This is a genomic window from Clostridia bacterium (genome assembly GCA_036654455.1).
GTDB lineage: Bacteria > Bacillota > Clostridia > Christensenellales > CAG-314 > JAVVRZ01.
Map to the genome: position 1 here is coordinate 76,009 of JAVVRZ010000001.1, position 26,396 is coordinate 102,404.

18 protein-coding genes are annotated in these 26,396 nt (G+C 35.8%); 17 read left to right on the forward strand and 1 reads right to left on the reverse strand.

Features of this window, described 5'->3' with window-relative positions; all coding sequences use genetic code 11:
- Nucleotides 1-236 precede the first annotated feature (236 nt).
- From RR062_00395 to coaE, 17 genes are all read left to right on the forward strand, one after another.
- Nucleotides 237-2,711: a heavy metal translocating P-type ATPase gene (locus RR062_00395; protein MEG2026185.1), complete on the forward strand. Its 2,475-nt coding sequence runs from the start codon at nt 237-239 to the stop codon at nt 2,709-2,711.
- A 257-nt stretch (nt 2,712-2,968) separates the two neighbouring features.
- Nucleotides 2,969-4,663 carry a diguanylate cyclase gene (locus tag RR062_00400; protein ID MEG2026186.1) on the forward strand — a complete coding sequence of 565 codons (1,695 nt, stop codon included), beginning with the start codon at nt 2,969-2,971 and terminating at the stop codon, nt 4,661-4,663.
- Nucleotides 4,664-4,789: 126 nt separating this feature from the next.
- The gene (locus tag RR062_00405; protein MEG2026187.1) at nt 4,790-5,716 is read left to right on the forward strand and encodes a hypothetical protein; all 927 of its coding nucleotides are present in this window, start codon (nt 4,790-4,792) and stop codon (nt 5,714-5,716) included.
- 50 nt (nt 5,717-5,766) lie between these two features.
- On the forward strand, nt 5,767-6,852 hold the full coding sequence (locus tag RR062_00410; GenBank protein ID MEG2026188.1) for a mechanosensitive ion channel family protein: 1,086 nt from the start codon (nt 5,767-5,769) through the stop codon (nt 6,850-6,852).
- 45 nt (nt 6,853-6,897) lie between these two features.
- A complete protein-coding gene (locus tag RR062_00415; GenBank protein MEG2026189.1) occupies nt 6,898-7,599 on the forward strand; it encodes an MIP family channel protein in 702 nt (233 codons plus the stop codon).
- 253 nt (nt 7,600-7,852) lie between these two features.
- Nucleotides 7,853-8,488, forward strand: a complete 636-nt coding sequence (locus RR062_00420) for a redox-sensing transcriptional repressor Rex (protein MEG2026190.1) — start codon at nt 7,853-7,855, stop codon at nt 8,486-8,488.
- Nucleotides 8,489-8,509: 21 nt separating this feature from the next.
- A complete protein-coding gene (gene adhE, locus RR062_00425) occupies nt 8,510-11,107 on the forward strand; it encodes a bifunctional acetaldehyde-CoA/alcohol dehydrogenase (GenBank protein ID MEG2026191.1) in 2,598 nt (865 codons plus the stop codon).
- A 9-nt stretch (nt 11,108-11,116) separates the two neighbouring features.
- Nucleotides 11,117-11,863 carry an aminoglycoside phosphotransferase family protein gene (locus RR062_00430; GenBank protein ID MEG2026192.1) on the forward strand — a complete coding sequence of 249 codons (747 nt, stop codon included), beginning with the start codon at nt 11,117-11,119 and terminating at the stop codon, nt 11,861-11,863.
- 16 nt (nt 11,864-11,879) lie between these two features.
- The gene (locus RR062_00435; protein MEG2026193.1) at nt 11,880-12,125 is read left to right on the forward strand and encodes a (2Fe-2S) ferredoxin domain-containing protein; all 246 of its coding nucleotides are present in this window, start codon (nt 11,880-11,882) and stop codon (nt 12,123-12,125) included.
- The gene (locus RR062_00440) at nt 12,125-12,391 is read left to right on the forward strand and encodes a (2Fe-2S) ferredoxin domain-containing protein (protein ID MEG2026194.1); all 267 of its coding nucleotides are present in this window, start codon (nt 12,125-12,127) and stop codon (nt 12,389-12,391) included. The genes RR062_00435 and RR062_00440 overlap by 1 nt, the downstream gene beginning before the upstream one ends.
- Complete coding sequence (locus tag RR062_00445; protein ID MEG2026195.1) at nt 12,388-14,097, forward strand: [Fe-Fe] hydrogenase large subunit C-terminal domain-containing protein; 1,710 nt, start codon at nt 12,388-12,390, stop codon at nt 14,095-14,097. Before RR062_00440 ends, RR062_00445 begins: the two co-directional genes overlap by 4 nt.
- 1 nt (nt 14,098) lies before the next feature.
- Nucleotides 14,099-15,259, forward strand: a complete 1,161-nt coding sequence (locus RR062_00450) for a SpoIIE family protein phosphatase (protein ID MEG2026196.1) — start codon at nt 14,099-14,101, stop codon at nt 15,257-15,259.
- Between the two features lie 39 nt (nt 15,260-15,298).
- Nucleotides 15,299-16,729, forward strand: a complete 1,431-nt coding sequence (locus tag RR062_00455) for a 4Fe-4S dicluster domain-containing protein (protein ID MEG2026197.1) — start codon at nt 15,299-15,301, stop codon at nt 16,727-16,729.
- A gap of 217 nt (nt 16,730-16,946) precedes the next feature.
- Nucleotides 16,947-19,892 (forward strand): EAL domain-containing protein, encoded by a 2,946-nt coding sequence (locus RR062_00460; protein ID MEG2026198.1) that lies wholly within the window; start codon nt 16,947-16,949, stop codon nt 19,890-19,892.
- Between the two features lie 148 nt (nt 19,893-20,040).
- Nucleotides 20,041-21,291, forward strand: a complete 1,251-nt coding sequence (locus RR062_00465) for a Gfo/Idh/MocA family oxidoreductase (GenBank protein MEG2026199.1) — start codon at nt 20,041-20,043, stop codon at nt 21,289-21,291.
- A complete protein-coding gene (locus RR062_00470) occupies nt 21,292-23,823 on the forward strand; it encodes a DNA polymerase I (protein ID MEG2026200.1) in 2,532 nt (843 codons plus the stop codon).
- Nucleotides 23,810-24,382, forward strand: coding sequence for a dephospho-CoA kinase (coaE, locus tag RR062_00475; protein ID MEG2026201.1), 573 nt, complete (start codon nt 23,810-23,812; stop codon nt 24,380-24,382). The genes RR062_00470 and coaE overlap by 14 nt, the downstream gene beginning before the upstream one ends.
- A 204-nt stretch (nt 24,383-24,586) precedes the next feature.
- On the opposite strand, the gene RR062_00480 is transcribed toward coaE, so the two are convergent.
- Nucleotides 24,587-26,290 (reverse strand): NFACT RNA binding domain-containing protein, encoded by a 1,704-nt coding sequence (locus RR062_00480; GenBank protein ID MEG2026202.1) that lies wholly within the window; start codon nt 26,288-26,290, stop codon nt 24,587-24,589.
- Between the last annotated feature and the right edge of the window lie 106 nt (nt 26,291-26,396).

The following is a 26,396-nucleotide window of genomic DNA, read 5'->3' on the forward strand; positions in this document are numbered from 1 at the left end:
AATAATTTACGCTAGGTAAATTGCATCATTATTATGTTTTAAAATAGAACGGTATACGCCGTTCTATTTTTATATTCTTTATAAATAATTGATTACACAATATAAATATATTTAGCGTAAATTAGGTAAAAGCAGCCATATTTATTCGCTTGGCAAAATTGTAAAGAATATCTGGGTATAATTATAAAAATGTGGTATAATTTAACTATTAAATGTCTAACGAGGAGTAGTTTTAATTGCAAAGTAAATTTTTAATACAGGGAATGAGTTGTTCTGCGTGCAGTAGCCATATAGAAAAAGCATTGAGAAATAATCAATTTATAAATAGTTGCGTTGTAAGCCTTATGACAAACTCTATGTTAGTCGAATACGACAGCCAAAAGATAACAGTAGAAGATATTGCAGCTATTGTGGAAGAAAGCGGTTATAAGGCAATACTTGCCGACACAAATAAAGTTTCTTCTCAAACCGCCATTATTAAAAATAAAGAGAACACCTTGCAAAGAGTAGTAGTGTCTTTTATTTTTATGATACTTATTATGTATGTTGCAATGGGCTCTATGATAAATTTGCCTTTGCCAAGTTTTTTAGTCGGGGTAAACAATGCCGTTAGCTTTGCATTTGTTCAATTTTTGTTGGCTTTACCAGTTGTCTATATCAATAGAATTTATTTTATTTCTGGATTTAAGAAACTCTTTAAGTTGTCGCCAAATATGGATAGTTTAATTGCCGTCGGTTCGTCGGCGTCTTTAATTTATGGCATTGTAGCTATATTTATTATTAGTTTTAATTTAGGACAAGGTAATTTGCAAGTAGTAAGCCAATACGCTTCTAATTTGTATTTCGAATCGGCGGTTATGATATTGACTCTTGTCACCTTAGGCAAGTATTTTGAGGCAAAGTCAAAGAAAAAGACAACTCAATCTATAACAAAATTAATCAATCTTGTTCCAAAACAAGCTACCGTTATTAGAAACGGAGAAGAAAAGCGAATTTCAATCGATAATTTAGTAGTCGAAGATGTTTGCATTGTTTTTTCGGGCGAGAATATCCCTTGCGACGGAGAGATAATAGAGGGTTCAAGCTATGTCGACCAATCTATGATTACCGGCGAAAGTTTGCCGGTGCAAAAAAATATAGGCGACCAAGTCGTAGGCGGTACGGTAAATAAAAACGGATATATTAAGGTTATAGTCACAAAAGTAGGCAAAGACACTACCTTATCTAAAATTATCGAGTTGGTGGAAAATGCTAACGCAACCAAAGCGCCAATAGCAAAACTTGCCGATAAAATAGCCGGAATATTTGTTCCCACCGTAATTGCAATAGCCTTAGTCAGTCTAGTTGTGTGGTTAATAATAGGTCAAACATTTGAATTTGCTTTAAATATGGCAATTTCTGTGCTAGTTATATCCTGTCCTTGCGCATTAGGGCTTGCAACGCCTGTCGCTATTATGGTAGGAACGGGCAAAGGGGCAGAGAATGGCATACTTATCAAGTCGTCACAGGCATTAGAACTTGCTTGTAAAACCGATGTTGTCGTGCTTGATAAAACCGGCACAATTACATTAGGCAAACCCCAGGTTACCGATGTTTATAGTTTAAACTGCAATCAAGAGTATTTACAAATTGCTTTTTCAATCGAAAAATTAAGTCAGCACCCAATAGCTTTTGCCATTACCGAATATGGCAAAAATTTAGGTTTAACCGCATTGCCAGTTACCGATTTTAAACTTCACGAAGGTCTAGGCGTATCGGGAACAATTAATCATAAGACATATTACATCGGCAATTACGAGTTTGCTAAACAAACCTTTGCCGAAATTAATATTAAAGACACCGTTGACGAATATTCTTTTCAAGCTAAAACTCCGCTGATAGTTGTTACAAAGGACGCTTTTTTGGGGCTGATATGCGTTGCCGACCCTATACGAAATACAAGCAAGGTGGCAATTTCACAGTTAAAAAAACTTAAACTAGATGTTGTTATGCTTTCGGGCGATAATCAACGAGTAGCGCAAGCAATCGCAAAGCAAGTTGGCATAACAAATGTAGTTGCCGACGTATTGCCAAACGGCAAAGACGACGTTATAATAGACTTGCAGAATAAGGGCAAACGAGTTATGTTTGTCGGCGATGGTATGAATGATGCGCCCTCTCTTGCAAGGGCTGACGTAGGGGTTGCGATAGGGGCGGGTACTGATATTGCCATAGATAGCGCCGATGTCGTGTTAATTAAGAACGACCTTCAAGATATTGTAACTTTGATTAAACTTAGCAAAAAAACTATTCTTAATGTAAAAGAGAATTTGTTTTGGGCATTTTTCTATAATTGTTTAGGTATTCCTCTTGCCTCAGGTATGTTTTACTGGCTGTTTATGCTAAAACTTAACCCAATGATAGCGTCGCTAGCGATGAGTCTTTCTAGCATTTGCGTTGTGGCTAACGCTTTAAGATTAAAATTTTTTAAACCCGATAATAATCAAGGAGAAGATATGAATCAAATTATAGTAAGTATTAATGGAATGAGTTGTTCGCATTGTTCGGCAAAGGTCGAAGAATCTTTAAATAAAGTCGATGGCGTTACGGCTTGTGTCAATTTAAAAAAGAAAATAGCCGTTGTCACTTATGTTAAAGAAGTAGAAGATAGCGTAATTATTGACGTTATACAAAATGCCGGCTACGAAGTGACTAAAATCGAGAGAAAGTAAATAATTATTCGATTAACGTGTGAAAATATAATATAAAGACTTGTTTAAGCTATATTTTTTTGTTACAATAGATATGTTCCTAAGGCGCATAAGCTTTAAAATATAGTTAAAATATATTTAACAAAATTTTATTGGCTCAACAAACTGACAAAATACAAGTTGAGTTTTACCGTCGTTAATCATATTAAAACTAATTTTAGCGTTTTAAACTAAATAGTAGCTTTTTGTTGACAAAATTGAGCTGGGGGTGCTTAGTGATGAATTCTAAAATAGTAAGGTTTAAAAATAAATGTCGAGATAAATTAGGAAAAAATAAGCATTGGATATTGTTGCTCCTTACCTTATTGTTAACTCTACTAATAGTACTTGTTTCCATTAATGTAAGCGAAATTAGAATAAACAACGAAAGAAATGCAATTTTTGAAACTAAATGGCGACATCTTGATAGCGGAGAAACGACGCTCATTTCTTTGCCTGCCGAAATAAATGTTTCAAAAAATAGTCCTATTATTTTAACTAATACTTTGCCAAACGAAATAATCGACGGCGTGACTATTCTAGTTACTACCGTTCAGCAAGACGTTAGATTATATGTCAACGACAAGTTAATCTACACCACCTTTATACAAGGCGAATCTAATCCAACTAGCGCTGTCCATTTAGTTAGATTGCCCATTGATTCTGCCGGCGCAGAAATAAAGGTTATATTAAGTTCGCCATATAGCCATTATTCTGGCGCAATTAGTCAAATATACATAGGTAGCAAAGCGGCGAATATGTTTTTTTTGGTCAAACATAATAGCTTTCAATTTATTATTGGATTTTTACTAAATTTTGTTGGAATATTGTTAACCGCATTGCTTGTTTTTTCTAAAACAAATATTCGTAAAGCTCCGGTTATCTACTTAGGCGCATTTTTTGTTGTTGCGGGTTTTTGGCTAATGACGCAGAGCAAGTTGCTTCAATTTATTTTTCCTTTTCCAACGGCGATTACGCTTGCAAGTATTTTTTCGTTAACGCTTTGGCCGGTATTTTTAGGATTTTATTTGCATTATAAAATGTATGGTAGAAAGCTAAAACTAATACAAAAATATATTAGTATCTTTTCGGGCGTATTGAGTATTATTTACGCTGTTATTATATGTTTTAGTCCATCGATTTCTATTAAAGTTTTTCCTACTTATGTAATTATCCTATCGCTTATTGCAATTACCGAAGCTTTTCTTGTAATTATAGAATGTGTTAAAACAAAAACTTTTTTTGCTGTTTTTGTCTTTGGCATCGTAGGGCTAGCCACTTGTGTTTTAATTCAATTTGTTTTATTTTTAACTAACTTAATTAAATATGATAGTTCGCTTTTGCTTACGATAGGATTGTTTGTCTTTTGCTTAGCTATGCTATTTGATTCGATACACCGCTTTTCAAGAGTATATCAAAACTCTAATAGAGCCGACACTCTTTCCTTGCTTGCTTATACCGACGGTTTAACGGGCGTAAAAAACCGTACGGCATTTTTAGAAAGAGTAAATGGCTTTAACATCAATACGGTTAACGCAGTATCGGTTATTATGTTTGATATTAATAATTTGAAGGTAATAAATGATTCCTTAGGTCATTTTGCCGGCGATACTTTACTACTTCACTGCGTAGACGTGATAAAAAAGTGCTTGCAACCTAGCGACACGCTATATCGTGTTGGAGGCGACGAGTTTGTGGCAATTATACTTCATTCGCAAGACCTTGACCTAGAAGATTATGAGTTGCATTTTGAGGAAAAATTCGAACAAGAAATAAAGAAGTCGCCCGAATATCAATTAAATATTGCCTATGGTTTTGCAACTTATTCCTCGCTTGATAGGGGACTTTGCGATACGGTGACTAGGGCTGACGAAAAAATGTATTTATGCAAGAAAAAGCAAAAAGAAATAGCCGAAAATAGTGATTTATCTTAGTTGAATATTAAAAATAATCTACATAATTATTAATTAAATATATATTTTTATTTTGCGTTATGTTATAATGGTAGAAGAAATCAAACTAACGTTAAATTTATTAAATAGTCTACTAACAAGGAAAATATGCAAAACAACGAGTTAAACACTTCAAATGAGTTTGGACAAACTGGCGGAGAACAATTTAACAATTCTAATAGTCCTACGCTTCCAAAAGAAATAAACGAGCAATGTTTGAGTGAAAATCCTGTTACAAGGGAAGAAAATGCTTATCGCCCAAACACAAAAAAACCTAAGCGTAAACCTAAAAGTTTTATGCGTATGCTTGGGCTAGTGTCTGCGTTGGTCGTTTCCGTAGCCGTAGTAGAGGTGCTACCTAAGGTCGAACCCAAAATTTCAATTATAGAAACGGCGGTCGGCGGAGATTATTTTGCTTACAATCTTTCCGTAGATAACCCCGACAAGGTCGATCTTACTTTACTTATCTATAACGATTATTTTAAACAAGAAAATTCCATAGTAGAAGGAGAAATTAAAGGCGTAGTCGAAGGTCTTAAAGCCGATACAAAATATAAATTTGAAGTTAAAGGTTCGGTTGGCTTTGGCGGTAAAACATTTTATAGTTCGACCTTTAAAACTCAGCCTGACGACACTAAATTTAGCCCTACGATATCAGTTACACATTTAAGTAAGCCCAATCAAGAAGGATTGTTCTTTACAATAGCTATTGACGATTTTTTAAATTACTATACAAATTACAAAGTCTTTTTTGAGATATATGGTTATAAAGAAGAATTTAAGATTAAAGGTAATATTACCGACGAACAACATTTTATACCTAGACCGATGTATGCTAGTATTTTTAATAATTGCATCTTCCTAAGCACTGAAAAACCTGTTTTTGCTTATGGCGATATGCCTCAAATGAAATATATTATGACGATTACGGTAGATTCTACTAATCCAAATGACTTAGAGTCCGGGCAGACTTTTAAAAATATTACAGTTTATCAAGCAGAAGTATCTATTGAGGGCAGTATTATGCCCCAATAAATATTAAATATTAAATTATAAATTATAGCTTAGGCTTATAGGAGAAAATTATGGAAGAAAAAAGCGTAAACGCTAAAAAAAGCGACGGTAAATTTAAAACTTACTGGAATAAAAAAACCGGAAAACAAAAAGCGTTGTTTATATTACAATGTATACTATGCGTTGGTTTACTTGCGTTTTTCGTTTTAGGCGTATTCAGCAAACAAATATTTGGCGAAGACGCCTTATTTACTAAGACAGTAGGTACCATTCTTAATTTATTTGACGGCGTAGAAATTAAATTACCTACAATAATCAATACTGCAACTTACATAGTAGTTATTCTTGCCATATCCTATGTCATTAGATTAATTCTTAAAGGCATTATGTCAAAGATAAACAAAGGTAAGTCGGTAGTAAACTTAATCGATAGCGCTGTGAAGTACATTTCGGCAATTATTTTAATCATCGCAGTACTTAACTTGTGGGGCGTAGATACGGCAACGTTACTTGCTAGCGTAGGTATACTAGGCTTAGTCATTGGTCTTGGTTGCCAAAGTTTAATCGAAGATATTGTCGCCGGATTATTTATAATTTTTGAGAAAACTTTTGAAGTTGGCGATATTGTTACAATTGATGGTTTTAGAGGAACTATTACCGAAATTGGCATTAGAAATACAAAAATTCTCGACGCAGGCGGAGATACTAAGGTAATAAGCAACTCTGACATTCGTACTGTTGTAAATATGACAAACGATTTATCAATAGCTCTATGCGACGTAGCTATTGAGTATGGCGAGTCAATCGAACGAGTGGAGAATATTATCAACGCTAATCTTACTCAAATTAAAGACCGCATACCGGCAATTTGCGACGGACCTTACTATAAGGGCGTCAATTCGCTTGCGGATAGCGGAGTAATCATAAGATTGGTTGCAAAGTGCAAAGAAGAAGACAAATTTCAAACTATTCGTGATTTAAATAGAGAGATAAAGATTATATTTGACAAGAACGGCGTCAATATTCCTTTTCCGCAAGTTGTTATCAATCAACCCACAGATTTTAAAGCAGTTACCAAAAAACAGCGTGCAATAGCTAACGCCTTTGTCGACAAACAAAAAGAACTGTCAAAAGACATAAACGAAGAAGAACGTTAAAATTAATATTGTAAATTTATCAATATATCTTATAAGGAGAATGTTATGAGTTTAACAAAAAAAGCCATTGCCGAGTGCTTAGGTACTTTTGTGCTAGTGTTTTTCGCTTGTGGCGTAGCTGTTGTAACTAAGGCTGATGTAGTCGCAACTGCGCTATCTTTCGGGCTGGTAATTGTAGCTATGGCGTATTCAATAGGCGGTATTTCGGGCTGTCACATCAATCCTGCGGTTTCGCTAGGTATGCTTATCGCTAAAAGAATGTCGCTAAAAGAATTTTTTGTATACATAGTTTCGCAGTTTTTGGGAGCAATTTTGGGAGCTTGCGCATTATATGGTCTTTTAACGCTAGCTAACTTCAATATTGCTATTTGGGCAACTAACGGATATATTAACGGAGTTTCGTCAGCCGGTAGCATTTTTGCAAGTTTAGGCGTGGAGATTATTCTTACATTTGTATTCGTCTATACAATACTTTGCGTTACTGCTAAAAAAGAACATAGCGCAATCGCAGGGGTGGTAATAGGATTGACTCTAACCTTAGTTCACTTAATCGGTATTAATTTAACCGGAACGTCAGTCAACCCCGCTCGTAGCTTTGGACCGGCGTTAATGGCTTTACTTTTCGGTGGCGGAACAGTCGCAATATCGCAAGTTTGGTTGTTTATTGTAGCGCCGTTAATAGGAGGAGCATTGTCGGCTATTGTATTTAAATTTTTAAACAAAGAAGAAATATCAGTCGCTAGCTAATCAATATCTTAATAATAATTTTTCAAGTTAAAGCCTAAGTAATTTACTTAGGCTTTTTGTTTTTCAATTCTAAAAATAATATGAAATAACAACTTAAAATAAGCTATTAAAATTAGCTAAGATTTAACTTATAGGCAGTACGCAAATTTGTAAATATTTGTAAAAATATGCCTAAAATTAGTTGACAATAATTTATCTAATTGATATTATATTATCGATAACAAAATATCTATTAAATATAGGAGGGACTGCGATGGAAGGCATCTCACAAGAAGGGTTACAAAGATTACCATCATATTTAAGGCTACTTAGAGAATTTAAACAGCAGGGGATAGAAAGTGTTTCTTCAACTACAATTGCCGATAAATTAGGGCTTAACTCAATCTCGGTACGCAAAGACTTAGCTAGCGTAAGCGTAGATGGCGGTAAACCTAAGACCGGGTTTTGCGTAGTTGATTTAATTGAAGAAATATCTAATTTTTTAGGATACAACAATATAAGCGAAGCGATTCTTGTTGGAGTAGGCAAATTAGGTAGAGCTTTGCTAAGTTATAAGGGCTTTGCTAATTATGGATTAAATATTGTAGCTTCATTTGACAGTAATGCGGATATGCTTAGCGTAGACCCAAAGGGTAAGCCAATATTTATGGTTAAACGCTTGCCCGACCTAGTTAAGCGACTTAATATAAAAATCGGCATCATAACCGTTCCTGCCGAAGGGGCGCAAGAAGTATGCGACTTAATGATAAAATCAGGTATAAAGGCAATTTGGAATTTTGCCCCAATTCACCTTGTAACGCCAAGCAATATTGCAATAAAAAACGAAGATATGGCGGCTTCTCTTGCTGTATTATCGCAAAGGTTAGCAGAAATACTTAAAAACGACTAAAAATATAAAGTTGAGGTATATATGAAAGATTACATAGTAAACGACCAAGAAACGCTTTCTCGTCGCTTAGACGAATGTAGACAGGCGCAAAAGGAATACGCTAAATTTACCCAAGAGCAAGTCGACGCTATCTTTTTTGCTAGCGCTATGGCTGCAAATAAGGCTCGAATTCCGCTTGCAAAAATGGCGGTAGAAGAAACCGGTATGGGTATTGTAGAAGATAAAGTTATAAAAAATCACTATGCCGCCGAATATATCTATAACGCCTATAAGGATACAAAAACTTGTGGCGTAATTGAAAGAGATTCGGCTTACGGCATAACCAAAATTGCCGAGCCATTAGGCATTATCGCAGCCGTAATTCCTACGACTAATCCAACCTCAACGGCTATATTTAAGGCTTTACTTGCCTTAAAAACTCGCAATGGTCTTATTTTTAGTCCTCACCCTCGTGCTAAAAAATCTACGATTGCGGCGGCTAAAATTATTCTTGACGCTGCGATAAAAGCCGGCGCTCCGCAAAATATTATTTGTTGGATAGACGAACCTACGGTAGAACTTTCGGGACAAATTATGAAAGAAGCTGACATTATTCTTGCAACCGGAGGCCCGGGTATGGTAAGAGCGGCTTATAGCTCCGGTAAACCTGCAATCGGCGTAGGCGCAGGCAATACTCCGGCAATTATCGACGATTCAGCCGATATTTTACTTTCGGTAAACTCCATAATACACTCAAAAACATTAGATAATGGTATGATATGCGCTTCCGAACAGTCAGTAATTGTGCTTGACAAAGTATATAAGCAGGTTAAGGCAGAGTTTAGCGCAAGAGGCTGTTACTTCCTAAATCCCGAAGAAACGCAAAAGGTACGCAAAACTATTATAATTAACGGTTCGTTAAACTCAAAGATAGTAGGTCAATCTGCTTATAAAATTGCCGAACTTGCCGGAGTTAGCGTAGACCCCCAAACAAAGATATTAATTGGCGAAGTCGAGAGCGTAGAACTTAGCGAAGAATTTGCTCACGAAAAACTTAGCCCTGTTCTTGCAATGTATAAAGCTAAAGACTTTGAAGACGCCGTTTATAAAGCGGAACGTTTAATTGCCGATGGCGGATACGGACATACTTCCTCGATTTACATTGACGAAATAAATAATTGTGGTAAAATAGAAGTATGGCAGGCAAGAATGAAGACTTGCCGTTGTCTAATCAATACTCCTTCCTCGCACGGCGGTTTAGGCGACCTATACAACTTTAAACTTACACCCTCGCTAACATTAGGTTGTGGCAGTTGGGGCGGTAACAGCGTAAGCGAAAACGTAGGCGTAAAGCACCTACTTAACATTAAAACAGTAGCGGAGAGGAGAGAAAATATGTTATGGTTTAGAACGCCTCAAAAGGTGTATTTCAAAAAAGGTTGTTTGCCAGTTGCCCTTGACGAGCTTAAAAGCGTACTAGGCAAAAAGAAAGTTTTTATTGTAACCGATAGTTTTCTTTACAATAATGGATATACCAAGCCAATTACCGATAAATTAGACCAACTGGGAATAACTCACACGACGTTTTATAATGTTGCTCCCGACCCTACGCTTGCTTGCGCAGAAGAAGGCGCTAAGGCTATGGAACAATTTAAACCTGATTGTATTATTTCTTTGGGTGGCGGTTCGGCTATGGACGCAGGGAAAATTATGTGGGTAATGTACGAACACCCCGAAATAAACTTTATGGATTTAGCTATGAGGTTTATGGATATTCGCAAAAGAGTTTACACTTTCCCCAAAATGGGCGAAAAAGCCTATTTTATAGCAATTCCCACCTCGGCTGGCACAGGTAGCGAGGTAACCCCGTTTGCGGTAATTACCGACCAAACAACCAACGTTAAATACCCTCTTGCCGACTATGAATTAATGCCAAATATGGCAATAGTCGACGCAGATATGATGATGTCAGCTCCAAAGGGCTTAACGTCTGCCTCCGGTATAGACGCCGTAACTCACGCTCTTGAAGCATACGCAAGTTTACTTGCAACTGATTACACAGACGGACTAGCCTTGCAAAGCCTTAAAATGATATTTAAATATCTTCCTCGTGCATACGACAACGGTCAAAACGACAAACTTGCGAGAGAAAAGATGGGCAACGCCGCTACAATGGCTGGTATGGCGTTTGCAAATTCCTTTTTGGGTGTTTGTCACAGTATGGCGCATAAATTAGGCGCTTTCCATCACCTTCCGCACGGCATAGCTAACGCATTAATGATTGACCAAGTTTTGCTATTTAACGCAAGCCAAGTTCCAACAAAAATGGGCACGTTTTCGCAATACGACCATCCGCATACGTTAGAAAGATATGCTGAAATAGCCGATTTCTTAGGACTTTCAGGTAAAAATGACAATGAAAAACTTGATAATTTAATTCTGGCTATTGACGAACTAAAAACAAAAGTTGGCATTAAAATGACAATTAAAGATTACGGCGTAGACGAAGCCGACTTCCTCGCTCGCTTAGACGAAATGACTGAACAAGCATTCGACGACCAATGCACGGGAGCAAATCCAAGGTATCCGCTAATGAAAGAAATTAAGCAAATGTATCTAAACGCTTACTACGGTAAATAGGAGGAAAATATGAATTTAGAAAGAATTATAGCCGTTAGAACAAGTAAAACAATCTATAAAGACGGCGGAACTGTAATTAAACTATTTGATAAAGATTATTCTAAGGCAGACGTGCTTAACGAAGCCTTAAATCAATCAAGAGTAGAACAAACCGGACTTAATATACCGAAGGTAAGAAGCGTTAATATGCTAGACGGCAAATGGTCAATAACAATGGATTATATAGCCGGTCAACCGCTAGATAAATTAATGTTAAAATATCCCGAAAAAACAAACGAATATCTCAACTTATTTGTTGATTTGCAAATGACTATGCACGGGTGCGTATGTCCGCTACTCAACAAATTAAAAGATAAGATGGATAGAAAAATTGACGAAACTACACTCGACGCAACTATCCGTTACGAATTGCATACAAGACTAAACGGTATGCCAAAGCACGCTAGGTTGTGTCACGGCGATTATAATCCAAGCAATATTATCGTAGGTGACGACGGAAAACTTTATATTCTTGACTGGTCGCACGCAACGCAAGGCGACGGTAACGCAGACGTAGCTCGAACATATCTATTGTTTAGGCTACAAGGCGGAGATTTAGCCGACAAATACCTCAAAATGTTTTGTAAAAAAAGCGACACCCCCAAACAAGCTATACAACAATGGTTGCCAATAGTTGCCGCAAGCCAATCGGTTAAGGGCAAACCCGAAGAAAGAGAATTTCTCTTGAAATGGGTAGACGTAGTAGATTTTGAATAAGGAGATTAAAAATATGATTAAATTAGCTATTTGTATGGGTACAACTTGCCACCTTAGAGGTAGCAGAGAAATAATAGAGCAATTACAACAATTAATCAGCGACAATAATCTTAAAGATAAAGTAGATATGTCGGGCAAATTTTGTCTAGGAAGATGTTCTACAAAAGGCGTAAGCGTTAATTTAGACGGCAAAGACTTTGATTTGACGCCAGAAGAAACTAAACAGTTTTTTGACACGGAAATATTAGGGAGGCTTAAATAATGATGAAATTATTAGTATGCGTAGGTAGCAGTTGTCACTTAAAAGGTTCGTACGACGTTATACAGCAGATGATGAAGATAATTAAGAAATACGGCGTAGAAGACCAAGTCGATTTACAAGCAAGCTTTTGCTTAGGAAATTGCGCTAATGGCGTAATGCTTAAAGCAGATGAGATGTTGCTTCACAATGTCAATATTGACAATGCCGAAGATATCTTCTTAAAAGATGTTTATCCAATTCTTAATAAAGAAAAAGGCTCGTTATGACAAACTGCTTAGACTTTAAAGACGCAAGCTGTAAAAATTGTTATAAATGCTTGCGTAATTGTCCTGTTAAGGCAATCACTATTATTAACCATCAGGCAAAAATTATCGAAGACCGTTGTATTTTATGTGGCAAATGCACTTGTATTTGCCCGCAAAACGCAAAAATCGTGCATAGCGAAATTAAAGACGTTATGGCTTTGCTAGCCGGTAAATCAAAGGTAATTGTGACTGTTGCGCCTTCGTATGTGTCTAGCTTTGGCGTCGACAATTTTTCGGTTATGAAGATAGCCTTAGGTAAACTCGGCTTTTATGACGCCGAAGAAACAGCGGTAGGGGCAAATTTTGTTGTCAATAGGTACAAAGAATTACTTGAAACTGGCAAATATAAAAATTTTATTACCTCTGCTTGCCCTGCGGTAAACAGATTAATTCAACTGTATTACCCCAAAGCTTTGCCTTATCTTGCCGAAGTCGATTCTCCTATGATTGCTCACGCAAAGATATTGCGTAAACAATATGGTAAAAATGTTAAGATAGTTTTTGTTGGACCTTGCATAGCCAAAAAACGTGAAGCGCAAGAGAGCGAATTGATTGATTCCGTACTTACGTTTGAGGAACTTCAACAATTATTTGACGAAAAGAATATTGTATTTAGCGAGATAGCGCATTTAAATATTTCTAGTCAGGAACAACCTGCAAATATGGCTAAATTTTTCCCGATTAATAGGGGAATAATTAAGTCGTTGTCTAATTGGCCTAGCGGATACGAATACGTGGCAGTAGACGGCGTCGATAAATGTATGGATATTCTTGAAAATATAGATAAATTGTCGGGAATGTTTCTCGAACTTAACGCTTGCGAATATGCTTGCGTAAATGGTCCGTGCAGTTTGACAAAAAAAGGTCAGGCAATCAAGGCAAATGAAGAAATAAGACGTTATGTCACCAAAGATATTTCTAAGGCATTGCCTCCTGCAAAGATAATGCCCGAAGACATTAGAATAGATACAATTTATCCTAGACTTAAAAACAGTAGTAAGCCCATTACCGACCACGAAATTACTGAAATTTTAGCTAAAATTGGTAAAACTAAGCCCGAAGACGAATTGAATTGTAGCGCCTGCGGATATTCTACGTGTAGACAAAAGGCTTGGGCGGTAGCTAACGGTTACGCCGAGCTGGATATGTGTTTACCGTTTATGAGAGAGCGAGCCGAAACTATGTCTTACGAAATTATTCAAAACAGCCCTAACGGCATTGTTGTATTGGATAGCGACTTAAAAGTGTTAGATATGAATGCTAAGGCTATTGAATTGTTAGGCGTAAACACCCAAAATGTTAAAGGGCGTGATTTTGTCGAATTTGCAAATCCCACCGACTTCTTACTAGCACAAACTCAACATAGAAATTTATATAGAAAGAGAGTTACTCTCGACAAAACTAAAAAATATGCCGAACTTACCATAGTAACGTTAGCTAATCAAAACGCAATGTTTGCCACAATTAAAGATATTACCGACGAAGTCAGTTATGACGAAAAACTTGCAAAAGTGCGCCTAGATACAATAGCTACAACCGACGACGTAATTAAAAATCAAATGAGAGTTGCTCAGGAAATAGCGTCTTTACTAGGTGAAACTACGGCTGAAACTAAGGTTGCATTGCTTAAACTCAAAAAAGTTCTTACCGAGGGTAAGAATGAATAATATGGAACTTTTTTTAGAAAACGGCTTTGTGTCGGTAAATAAAAATGGCGAAGAACTTTGTGGAGATAGCGTTGAAAGTCGTATTTGCGGTGATTATACTACTCTTGTGCTTGCCGATGGGCTAGGTAGCGGAGTTAAAGCCAATATTTTATCAATTCTTACCTCAAAAATTCTTTGCACAATGGTATCTAATAATATACCAATAGAGGAATGTATAGAAACAGCCATACAAACTTTGCCTGTTTGCAAGGTTAGAGGCATAGCTTACTCTACTTTTTCGGTTATTTATGTCAACAAACAAGGACAAGGGTTTTTGTATGAGTTTGACAATCCGCAAGCAATATATTACCACGAAGGAAGATGTATTGACTTTGACCGTGAAGAACTTATTATTTCCGGCAAAAAAGTATATCGCACAAAATTGAGTCTAGTAGAAGACGACGTTGTTCTTGTTATGTCGGACGGCACAATTCACGCAGGTATAGGTATGATACTTAATTTTGGTTGGCAACGCAAAGAAATTATCGAGTATTTAGACCGTACAATTAAGAAAGGTATGTCGGCTAGATGTATAGCTTGTTTGCTAACAAGCGCCTGCAATGACTTATATCTAGATAAGCCCGGCGACGATACAACGGTAGCTGCCGTTCGCATAAGGAAAAAACTCGTAGTCGATATTATGGTCGGCCCGCCGGTAGATAAAACCAAAGACGACTTCTACATTGATAGGTTTTTAAGCGGGAATGGTAAAAAAGTCGTTTGCGGAGGCACAAGTTCAATTATTGTAGCTAGACACTTAGGCAAAGAAGTGCGTACAAAATTTGATTTTCCCGATAAAGATATTCCGCCGATAGCCACTATTGAGGGCATTGACCTTGCAACCGAAGGCGTGCTTACAATAAGGAAATTGCTCTCGCTTGCCGAAAAATATCTTTCTCCCAACGACCTTACGCCTAAATTTTTTACAAAACAAGACGGAGCTTCGTTGCTTGCCGATATTTTATTTGAAAAAGCGACTCACATTAATTTTTATGTTGGGCAAAGTATAAATTCTGCCCACCAAGATTTGCCAATAGATATTACAATGAAGTTAAAATTAGTAGAAGCAATCGCAAAGAGCTTGCAAAAAGCAGGCAAACAAGTCACCGTACTTTACGATTAAACTTTACAACAATCATAAAATATATTACAGAGGTAAAAAATGAGAATTTTTGATACAAACGTTCAATTACTTAAATATAACACTTTAAAAGAAGTCATTAGACACATTGATAGAGAAGATATGGCGGATATTTATATTGATATTCCTAAAACAATAGCTCCCGGTCCTAAGGCTATGAATAGGTGTTGTATTTACAAAGAAAGGGCAGTTTTGCAAGAAAGAATTAAACTTGCCTTAGGTGGCGACACAAGCAACCCCAATGTAATTGAAGTAATAGATATCGCTTGCGACGAGTGTCCAATAGACGGTATTATGGTCACCGATGCGTGTAGAGGCTGTATTCAACACCCTTGCAAAGAGAACTGTCCTAAAAATGCAATTACCATTATTAATAAGCACGCTGTAATCGACAAAGATAAATGTATTGAGTGTGGCAAATGCGTAAAGGTATGTCCGTATAGCGCAATAATTCAACAGCGTAGACCGTGTATTGCAAGCTGTAAAGTTAACGCAATCTCTATGAGCGAAGATAAAAAAGCTCGAATTGACAACGACAAGTGTATCTCTTGCGGAGCGTGCGTTTATCAGTGTCCTTTCGGCGCAATGAGCGACAAGTCATTAATTACTCAAACGATAGAAATACTTAAACAATCTGCAAATAATCAAAATTACAAAGTTTACGCAGTAATTGCGCCAAGTATTGTAAGCCAATTTAAATACGCTCGCATCGAACAAGTCGTAACCGGCATTAAGATGTTAGGATTCCACCAAGTTGTAGAGGCTGCCTTAGGCGCAGACATTGACCTGCACTTAGAAACCGAAGAACTTGTTGAAAAAGGATTGTTACTTACTTCTTGTTGTCCGTCGTTTGTAATGTATGTTGAGAAATTTTTCCCCGAACTTGCTAAATACATTTCAAACAACGCTTCGCCAATGATACAAACTGCAAGGTTAATTAAGGCAACCGACCCAACGGCAAAAATTGTCTTTATAGGTCCGTGCAGTAGCAAAAAAATAGAATACAAATTGCCAAAGACGGGGGGAGCGATTGATTGTGTAATTTCATTTGAAGAACTGCAAGCATTTTTAGACGCTCGTGATATTGACGTAGCGCATCTAAGCGATACTGTGCTAAATAACGGTTCTTTCTATGGTAGAATTTTTGCAAAGAGCGGAGGAATTGTCGAAGGCATTACTTATCAGGCTAAAAAATTAGGTATTGACGTTTCTTCGGTTTCTATGAATGGTATTAGCGAATGTAAGACCGAACTGTTTAAGCTTAAATTAGGCAGAGCGACTGCGAAATTCTTTGAAGGTATGGCTTGCGAAGGCGGTTGTATTAATGGCGCATTGTGCCTAACTCACGGAGCTAAAAATTCGGTTGATGTTGATAAATACGGCAATGAGGCAAAAGAAAAAGATATTACTAATTCGGTTGAAATATTTAATTTAAATAAAAATCAAGATTAATAATCATAAACTATCAACCCAGTTAAAGTCATAAATTTAATAGCAAAATATATATAAAACTGTCTATTTAGGCAGTTTTATATTTTTTGTATATTAAGAAATATTTTACAAATGGATATTGACTTTAATGAAATTTGTGTTAAAATGTTATACGTAGGATACTTTCTTATTGACGTAAAGTTGTCGACATCTAGGCGCTTACAAAGGACATATACAAATGAAATTAAACAAACTTTTTAGGGTTTTATCGCTTGTATTAATCGCTATTTTAGTAGCGACCTCTTTTCCTTTACAGTTCTTTTCAGTTTATGCGTTGCCAAGCGGAAAGTTTAAAGAAAGAAAACCGCTTAGAGTAGGGTTTTTTGAATTTGACGGTTATCATAATGTATCAACAGACGATAAAGGCAATATAAGTCGCAGTGGCTATGGTTACGAATATTTGCAAGAATTAGCCAAGATTACAGGCTGGAATTATGATTATATAGATACTAACTCCAAAAAAGAACCTTTGTCCTGGAAGGACGCCCAACAAATGTTGATAGATGGCGAAATTGATATTTTAACTTCGGCTCAGTATAATGCAGAAAGGGATAAAATATTTGATTATCCCGACCAAGATATGGGGCAGAGCTACATAATTCTTACCGTTAAGAAGGGTGAAACGCATTATACTTATAATGGATTTGAAGAATTTAACGGAATGAATATCGGTTTTCTTAACAACAATAGCCGTAACGCTCAATTTGAAAAATTTGCAGAAGAAAAAGGCTTTACCTACAATGAAAAGTTTTTTGACGAACAAAGCAAGCTTTCACAAGCATTAGAAGATGGAGAAGTCGACGCAATTCTTACTAGCAATTTGCGTAGGCTTGCCGATTATGAAAAAGTTATAGCTAAGTTTAATCATTCTCCTTTTTACGCAGTAGTTAAACAAGGTAATAACGACTTGCTTGACGACCTTAATAGAGGGCTAGAAGAATTAGCGACAAGGTCGCCTTTTCTTAACGCTACGTTATATCAAAAGTATTATGGTAATAATTCGGGCGCAGGGATTGCCTTAACTTTTGAAGAAGAAGAATATCTTCAACAAAATCCTATTATTAAAGCCGTAGCCATAGGCAAGCAAAAGCCCCTTTCTTATTTTGAAAACGGCGAATACAAAGGCATACTTGCCGATATTTTAAAGCAAATTGCCAAAGAACTGGATATTGAATTTGCTTTTACCGAAGTTGCGACAGCAGAAGATTGCTATGCAATGCTTAATGCCGGCGAAGCTGAATTTATTAGCAATTTTGCCTCAGATTTTTCGTGGGCAGAGCAAAATAACATAAGAATAACTTCTCCTTTGCTTGACTTAAAGTATAGCGCAGTAACAAGCAATAAAAATCATAATGAAAAAAGAACAGTTGCAACGCCAAGGGACCAATATTTAACCTTAGTATTTTTAGATAAAATTTATCCTATCGAGAATATTTTGCTTTATGACAATGTTCAAGATTGTATAGACGCCGTTAAACAAGGCGATGCGGATATAGTTTACCTAGATACTTTTTCGGCAAACGAGGTTTCTAAACATGCTAGCAATGGTATGACGGCATTTTTTACCAACTCAATTAACCACGGCGTATCGCTAGGCATTCGTAAAGACAATCCAATGTTGCAAATTATATTAGATAAAGAAATTCTTTCTCTAAGCGAAATGTATATCAATCAAATTGTAACGCAACACACAATGTTTAAGATTGATAGATATGATTTTGCTGAGTTAATTTATCAAAATCCCTTTGAATTTGCAATGTTTCTTATTGTTTTATTTCTTATAGTTGTTGGAATTTTAATTTACATTATAATTATGCGTAAAAAATTGCATAAACATATATACAACCTTGCCTATATAGACGAGCTTACTGGCCTATGGAATAGTCATAAATTTGAGGAAGAAATACCCAAATTATTGCAATATGCCAAAGACGACTTAAATTACGCTATTGTTTCTATGGATATCAAGCGTTTTGCCTTGATAAACGAAAATTATGGAAGATATATCGGCGATAAAATTATTAAATATGTTGCAAAAGCAGTAAGCGAGCTTGAAATTAACGGTTCAAAGGTATCAAGAAATAAAGCAGACCACTTTTTTATTCTACTTAAATATAATACCATTGACGATATTAGATTTGTGCTTGCTAATTTAAATCAATCTTTGGCAAATTATACCGACTACAATACCGACATTAGACTTAAATTTAACTATGGCGTATATATCTACGATGATTTAGAAATGCCAATATCTTCGGCGATTGACTTTGCCGAATTAGCAAGGCGTGAAGTTAAGAATAGTAAAGAGCCGATAGTTTTCTTTGATAAAAATTTTGAAGAGCAACTAAAAAAAGAAAAACGCATAGAACAAGCTATGGAAAATTCGTTAGAAACTAACGAATTTGTGGTTTTCTATCAACCAAAATTTAATATGACTACAAATAAAATAATGGGGGCGGAAGCGCTTGTTAGGTGGAATAACAAAATTTACGGATTTATGTCGCCAGCCGATTTTATTCCAACTTTTGAGAAAAACGGCTTTATTATCGAAGTAGACTTTTTCGTACTTGAAGAAGTTTGCAAAATGCTACGTAAAAGGTTAGACGAAGGCAAAGTATGCGTGCCTATATCCGTAAATCAATCACGTATACATTTTCAATCAGCAAATTATATCGAGCATATACAATCAGTTGTCGATAAGTATAGTATTCCGTCTAATTTAATTGAGCTAGAAATTACCGAAACAGTATTAGTTACAGCCGAAAGTACCTATAATGTTTCAAAAATTTTGAAAGGGCTAGGTTTTAGGTTGTCGGTTGACGACTTTGGTTCGGGGTATTCTTCTTTGACTATGCTCAACGCAGTCAAACTAGACGTGTTAAAAATCGATAGAGCTTTTTTAAGCGAATCACAAACTTCTGTGCGGGCAAGAATAATTATACAAAAAGTAATTGAAATGGCTGATAAACTTGATATGGAAGTTATTTGCGAAGGCGTAGAAACAATACAGCAAGTTGAGTTTTTAATTAGCGTAGGTTGCAATTATGGACAAGGTTTCTTGTTTGCCCGTCCAATGCCTCTTGAAGAATTTACCGTTCTTTTTGACCATTCCATTAAATCATAATATTAATTTCAATAGACTTTTTGGGACTAATTTACCAAACTTGCAATTTGGTTATTAAGTCCCATTTTTTATAATTATTGTAAATTATTTCATTATGACTTGTTTTTTACTTAATAATAAGCTAAAATAGAGAGGTAGAGGAATAAATATGATAAAAGTAGCTATTATAGGCATAGGCAATCGTGGTAGAACTTATGGCAAATTTTTAAATAAAAACAAAGACGTTCAAATAGTTGCGCTATGTGAAAAAAATCAAGATATTTTATTGAGCTATGCAAAAAAATGGAAAGTAAATAATATTTTTACTAGCGACGCCGAATTTTTTGCTTGCGGAAAATTTGCCGATGCGTTAGTTATCTCCACAATGGATAAAGACCATTTTGCTCACGCAATGTCGGCGCTTAACGTAGGGTATAATTTACTTTTGGAAAAGCCTGTTTCGCCGAGTATTGAGGAATGTCAGCAAATTGCCAACCTTGCAAAAGAAAAGAACCTTAAAGTTGTAGTTTGTCACGTCCTTAGATATGCGCCGTACTACCGCAAAATTAAAGAGATTATCGAAAGTGGCGCAATTGGCAAAATTACTCATATTAATCATACCGAAAATGTAGGTTATTGGCATTTTTCACATTCCTACGTAAGGGGTAACTGGCGAAGAAGCGACCAAACTACGCCCTCAATACTTGCAAAATGTTGCCACGACGCCGATATTATTTATTGGTTTACGGGTAAACGATGTTTAAACTTGACTAGTCAAGGCAAATTAGAATATTTTACTAAGGCAAATAAGCCTAGTCAAGCTCCGCATTACTGCCTAGATGGCTGTAAATATGCAAAATCTTGCCCTTATGAAGCTAGAAAAATTTACTACGGCATAACAAAACATACTTTTCCGTATATGATTGTAAATGCAAAATTAGTAACTGGCAGTTCTAAACCAACGCTAAAACTATTAAAAAATTGTTTAAAAACTTCGCCCTATGGCAGGTGCGTTTTTGATTGTGACAACAATGTTATGGAACAACAAGTTGTCAATATGCAATTAGAAGACGATATCACTTCAACGCTTGCTATGACGGCTTTTTCCAAAAAATGTTACCGCAAAATTCATATATATGGTACAAAAGGCGAAATATTTGGCAATGATATAAGCGGAAAGTTAACGCTTAATGTTTTTGCCGGCAAAACTAAGATAATTAGACCCAGCGTTTCAACGTTGTCTATTCACGACTCTTGCGACAAAAATATAATCAATCAATTTGTTAATTTGCTTTGCGGACGTTCTTATGATAAAGGGCTGACCTTTATAGATACATCGTTAGAGAGTCACAAAGTAACCATTCTAGCTGACGAAGCTAGAATAAGCGGTTTAAAAGTAACCGTAAATAAGGATATTTAAATGAAACTTGTATTAGTCGACGGCAATTCAATAATCAACCGAGCATATTTTGCTCTACCTGTCCTAAATGATAATTTAGGGCGTAATGTCAACGCAGTATATGGCTTTATGAGCATTATTATTAAAATGCTTGCCGATTATAAGCCTACAAATTTAGTCGTAGCTTTTGACGAGCGAGGAAAAACCGCAAGACATTTAGTTTACGAGCAGTACAAGGCTAATCGTAAAGGTATGCCCGACGACCTAGCTATGCAAATGCCCATTCTTAAAGAGTTGCTTAAACTTATGGGTATTAAAACATTATCTATGCTTGGCGTAGAGGCTGACGATATTATAGGCACGCTTGCAAAACGCTTTAAAGTAGAAACTCTATTACTTTCGGGCGACCGTGATTTATTTCAATTAATCGACGACAATATCACTTGCCTACTTACTAAAAAAGGTATTAGCGAAGTTGAGCAAGTCAATCAAACTTTTCTGCTTGAAAATTATAAATTAACGCCCAAACAGGTTATTGAATTTAAAGCTTTAAGAGGCGACAGCGCAGACAATATACCCGGAGTTGCCGGCGTCGGCGATAAAACAGCGATGAGTCTACTAGAAAAATATTCTAGCGTAGACAATGTTTACAACGATATCGACAACATAACTGGTTCGCTTAAAACTAGACTTATTGATGGTAAAGAACTTTGTTATATCAGTAGGGGGCTTGCCACAATCGACACAAATGTCAATATAGATTGCAAGTTAGAAGATAGTCAATTTAGTTATACTTTTAGCGAAGAAGCAAAAAAAATGTTTGAGGCGTTGCAGTTTAATTCGCTTATCAAAAGAATTGACTTTGACAAAGAAACCGCTATAAGCCAAAAGCAAATTGTCGAAGTTAAAAATATTAACACGCTTGACGAACTTAAAAATGTAATCAAATATATTAACGGTCAAAAAGAGCTTTCAATTTACTTCGGGCAAAATATTTCGCTTGCGACAAATCAACAAACCGAGTATGTAATTAACATAGCCGATACGCTTCTTTGCGAAGGAATCAATTATAATTCGGCGTTAGAGGCTCTTAAAGGGCTAATAGAGGGGACAATTCCTAAGACTGTGTTTGGAGGCAAGGCGATAAACACTACGCTTGCCGAGTACGATACAAAGCTAAATAACGTAGTCTATGACCTTGACTTAATGCAATATCTAACAGAATATCGTTCTTACAAAATTCAAGCGTTTTTTGAACATTACTCGATTACTAACTTTGCAAGCGGTCAGTTATTTATCAAAGATTTACTCTTGTCTCAACTTGCCAAAGATAATTTATTAGATTTATATAATAATGTAGAACTGCCCCTTAGCAATGTTTTATTTGATATGGAGCAACAAGGCGTAGCAATCAATCTTCAAGCGCTTGACGAGCTAGGCAAGCAATATAATCAAGAGATAGCTTCTCTAACTAAACAAGTCTACGAACTAACGGGACAAGAATTTAACATCGCTAGTCCTAAGCAACTAGGCGAGGTTCTATTTGTCAAACTTGGACTGCCTAGCGGTAAAAAAACCAAAACAAAGTCAGGCTTTTCGACCGAAAACGAAGTTCTTGAAGGGCTTCTTGACGTTCACCCCGCAATCGAGCTAATTATCAAGATAAGACAACTCAGTAAGCTTAACGGCACATATATCGAAGGGTTAAAGGCTCATATAAATAGGGGCATTATTCGCACAACGTATAATCAAACTTTAACAACCACCGGTAGGCTTAGCAGTAGCGAACCAAACTTACAAAATTTGCCTATAAGAAATGAACAAGGCATAGAAATACGTAAATTGTTTGTGCCAAAATACGATTGTTTAATCTCTGCTGACTATTCGCAAATTGAACTTAGGTTGCTTGCAAGTTTTTCGGGCGACCAAATAATGATTTCGGCATTTAACGATGGCGAAGACATACACAGAAAAGTTGCAAGCGAAATATTTAAAGTTGACAAAGCTCTTGTTACCGATAAAATGCGTCGTATGGCAAAAGCGGTAAACTTTGGCATTATTTATGGTATAAGCGACTATGGTCTTGCAGAAAATACTGGCATACCATTTTATCGAGCCAAAGAATATATTAAGACATATTTTGAAACATACCCAAAAATTAAGGAATATCTAGATTCTAGCGTAGAAAAAGCCCAAAAAGAAGGCTACGTAACAACAATTCTGGGCAGGCGTCGTCAAATACCCGAGATTAATAGCGCAAATTTCCAACTCAAAAACTTTGGCAAACGCGCGGCTATGAATATGCCCTTACAAGGAAGTTCTGCCGATATAATTAAACTTGCAATGATAAAAGTTCATAGCGAGCTTACGGCTAGACGACTAAAAAGTAAATTAATATTACAAATACACGACGAATTAATTATTGACTGCTATAACGACGAAAAAGAAATAGTTAAAGAAATTCTTGTACGGCAAATGGAAAATGCGGTAAGTTTACCCGTAAAATTAGTAACCGACGTTGCCGAAGGGAGCAATTTATATGAAGCAAAGTAGATTAATTGCAATTACAGGCGGTATAGGTAGCGGAAAAAGTTCAGCTTGCGTAATTGTCAAAAATTTAGGTTTTCCCGTACTCGATTGCGACAAAATTGCCAAAGAAATATCTTATTCGCCTAGCATAACCGAGCTAATTTCACTTACTTTTGGCGAAAAGTTTATTTTTAACGGAGCATTAAATCGTAAAGAACTTAGAAGCGAAGTTTTTGCCGATAAACAAAAGTATCAACAATTAAATGACATTTTTTTTGAAAAAACTATTGAAGAATTACTTAAACAGGTTGAAAAAATTCCAGAGTCTACTATTTTTGTAGAAGTTTCAGCCTATAAACCCAGTCTAGACTCAATTTTTACTCAGGTTTGGTTAGTTGACGCTCCTCTACAAGTTAGGTTAAATCGAGTTAGAATACGTGACGAAGTTGAGATGGAAAACATCTTAAACATTATGAACAATCAAATAATGCCGATTAAACCTACAAAAATTATTAATAATGATGGAACAATAGAACAATTAGCTCAACAAGTAGAATATTTAGTTTTTCAATTAGATAATTAATATTAAGTTTAACTATTAATTTAATAAATTTAACATAAAAATTTATACATATCGGGATTTTATCATTTTAACACAAAATAATAACGACCTAGCAAATAGTTTTTACTAGGTCGTTATTATTTGGCAATTTTTATTATTAATTATAACATAAATAATTTATAGATTATTTTAGCAATAGAAAATACCGATAAATCTACTCAAAAGTTATTTTATAAGCAGTTCTGCGTGAGCGCAAGGACACACAACCAAAGAATTGTAGATTGAATAAATGACATAACCCGTTCTTGCGTGAGGGGGTTTTTTTAAGTTTTTGCATAGGGTGTAATCTATTACGGTTTTACCGCTATTGCGAGCGGGAGAGTAATAAGTTACTATTTCGCCGACCGTAGTCAAAACTTCTTGCGGTACTTCTCTGCCCTGCGTGGAAATTACTGCGTGCGAAGAGTGTATCTGTTGAGTATGCAACCATAAATCTAAATTTTTAGAGGTTTTAACTAATTGTTCGTTTTGATAGTTGTTTTTACCTACACGCACTATAAAATCACCGACTTGATATTTAAGGGGTTGAGAGGTAGCCGATAAATTTTTAGTTATGGTCACGTTGCCTTTTATTAGTTTTGCGTCTACAAGTTCTTGATAAATTTCGTTTAATTCTTGTGAGGTAGAACAATTATTGAGCATTAAAACAACGCCGTTACAGTAACTGAGAAGTTCCTTATTTTGCTCAATCAATTCGATTGAGTGCGTAATTGTGTTTTTTAATTTACGATATTTCTTGTAATACTCTTGGGCGTTTTGTTGAGGTGTTTTTGAAACGTCAAGCGGAATAGTTACTGTTTGGCAGTTCGGCTCATAATAATTTACCGTTGTAATAGAGCTGTCGTTTTTACCAATTAGATGTAGATTAGAAAGTATTAAATCGCCAAAAATTTTACTCTCTTGATTTTTTTGAGCTTCTTGCATTTCTTGCGAATAAATGCCTATTTTCTTCTCAGTGCGGTTAATTGTATTTTTAAGCGTGGTACTAATCGCCTTAGAATGTTGTCGAAACCGCATAACGCTATCTTTTAACTCATAATATTGTTCGTGAGCAATGTTAAGCGTGTCGTAGTAGACCTTTTCGCCTCTAACACTTAGATAATCAAACGGATAAACTTCGCTTGGCGCTCCGCCTACAAATAAAATGTTAGGCGTAGGGTTGTCAATATTATATAATAACTTGTCAATTTTTTCTAAAATTAATTTGATGTTTTGCAGAGTGTGTAAATTTACGTCTACGCCAAAAAGCAGTTCGTCGACAGTTTGAGTTGACAAACCGAGCAAATTTTCTTTAAATAACTGGTCGATAGGTAGGGGCGAAGATTGTATTAAATTTGCAATTTTATCTTTTTGGTCAAGCGAATATAAGCAACGTTTTTCAAAATAGGTATATTTAGCTCCGCTAAGTAATATTCTAGCGCTGTCGGGACTTAATGGAAGGCGTTTAAGAGTATCAAGAATAATATCGTCTTCTTGAACAAGAATGATGTTGCCTGTTTTGCCTGTTAGTTCGACAATTAAGCGTTTAGTATCCTCATAACCTAATTCGTTGTGAGTTCTTATAGTAAACTCAATTAAACGTTCGTATGGCATTTGCGTAACCGAACTAATCGAAGCATTTGTAAGATATTTACGCAGTAACATACAAAAAGTCGGGGCAATTTTTGGGTTTTCCTTGTTTGTATCGACTAAATGAATGTGGTTTATCGAGGGGTTGACGCTAATGAGCAATTTGTAATTTGCCTTGTTGAAGATATTTAAAATAATCTCATCTTTTTCGGGCTGAAAAATTTTGGTAATTTTACCGCCTTGTAAAATATTATTAAGTTCTTTGGTTAGAATTGACACAGATAAAGAGTCGTAAGCCATAAATATCACCTCAATACTATTCTACATTATAATGGACAATTATTCAACTAAGATAACTCAAAAGAATTGATTAATTTTATGTTCTATGTTAGAATTGATAGGCTAA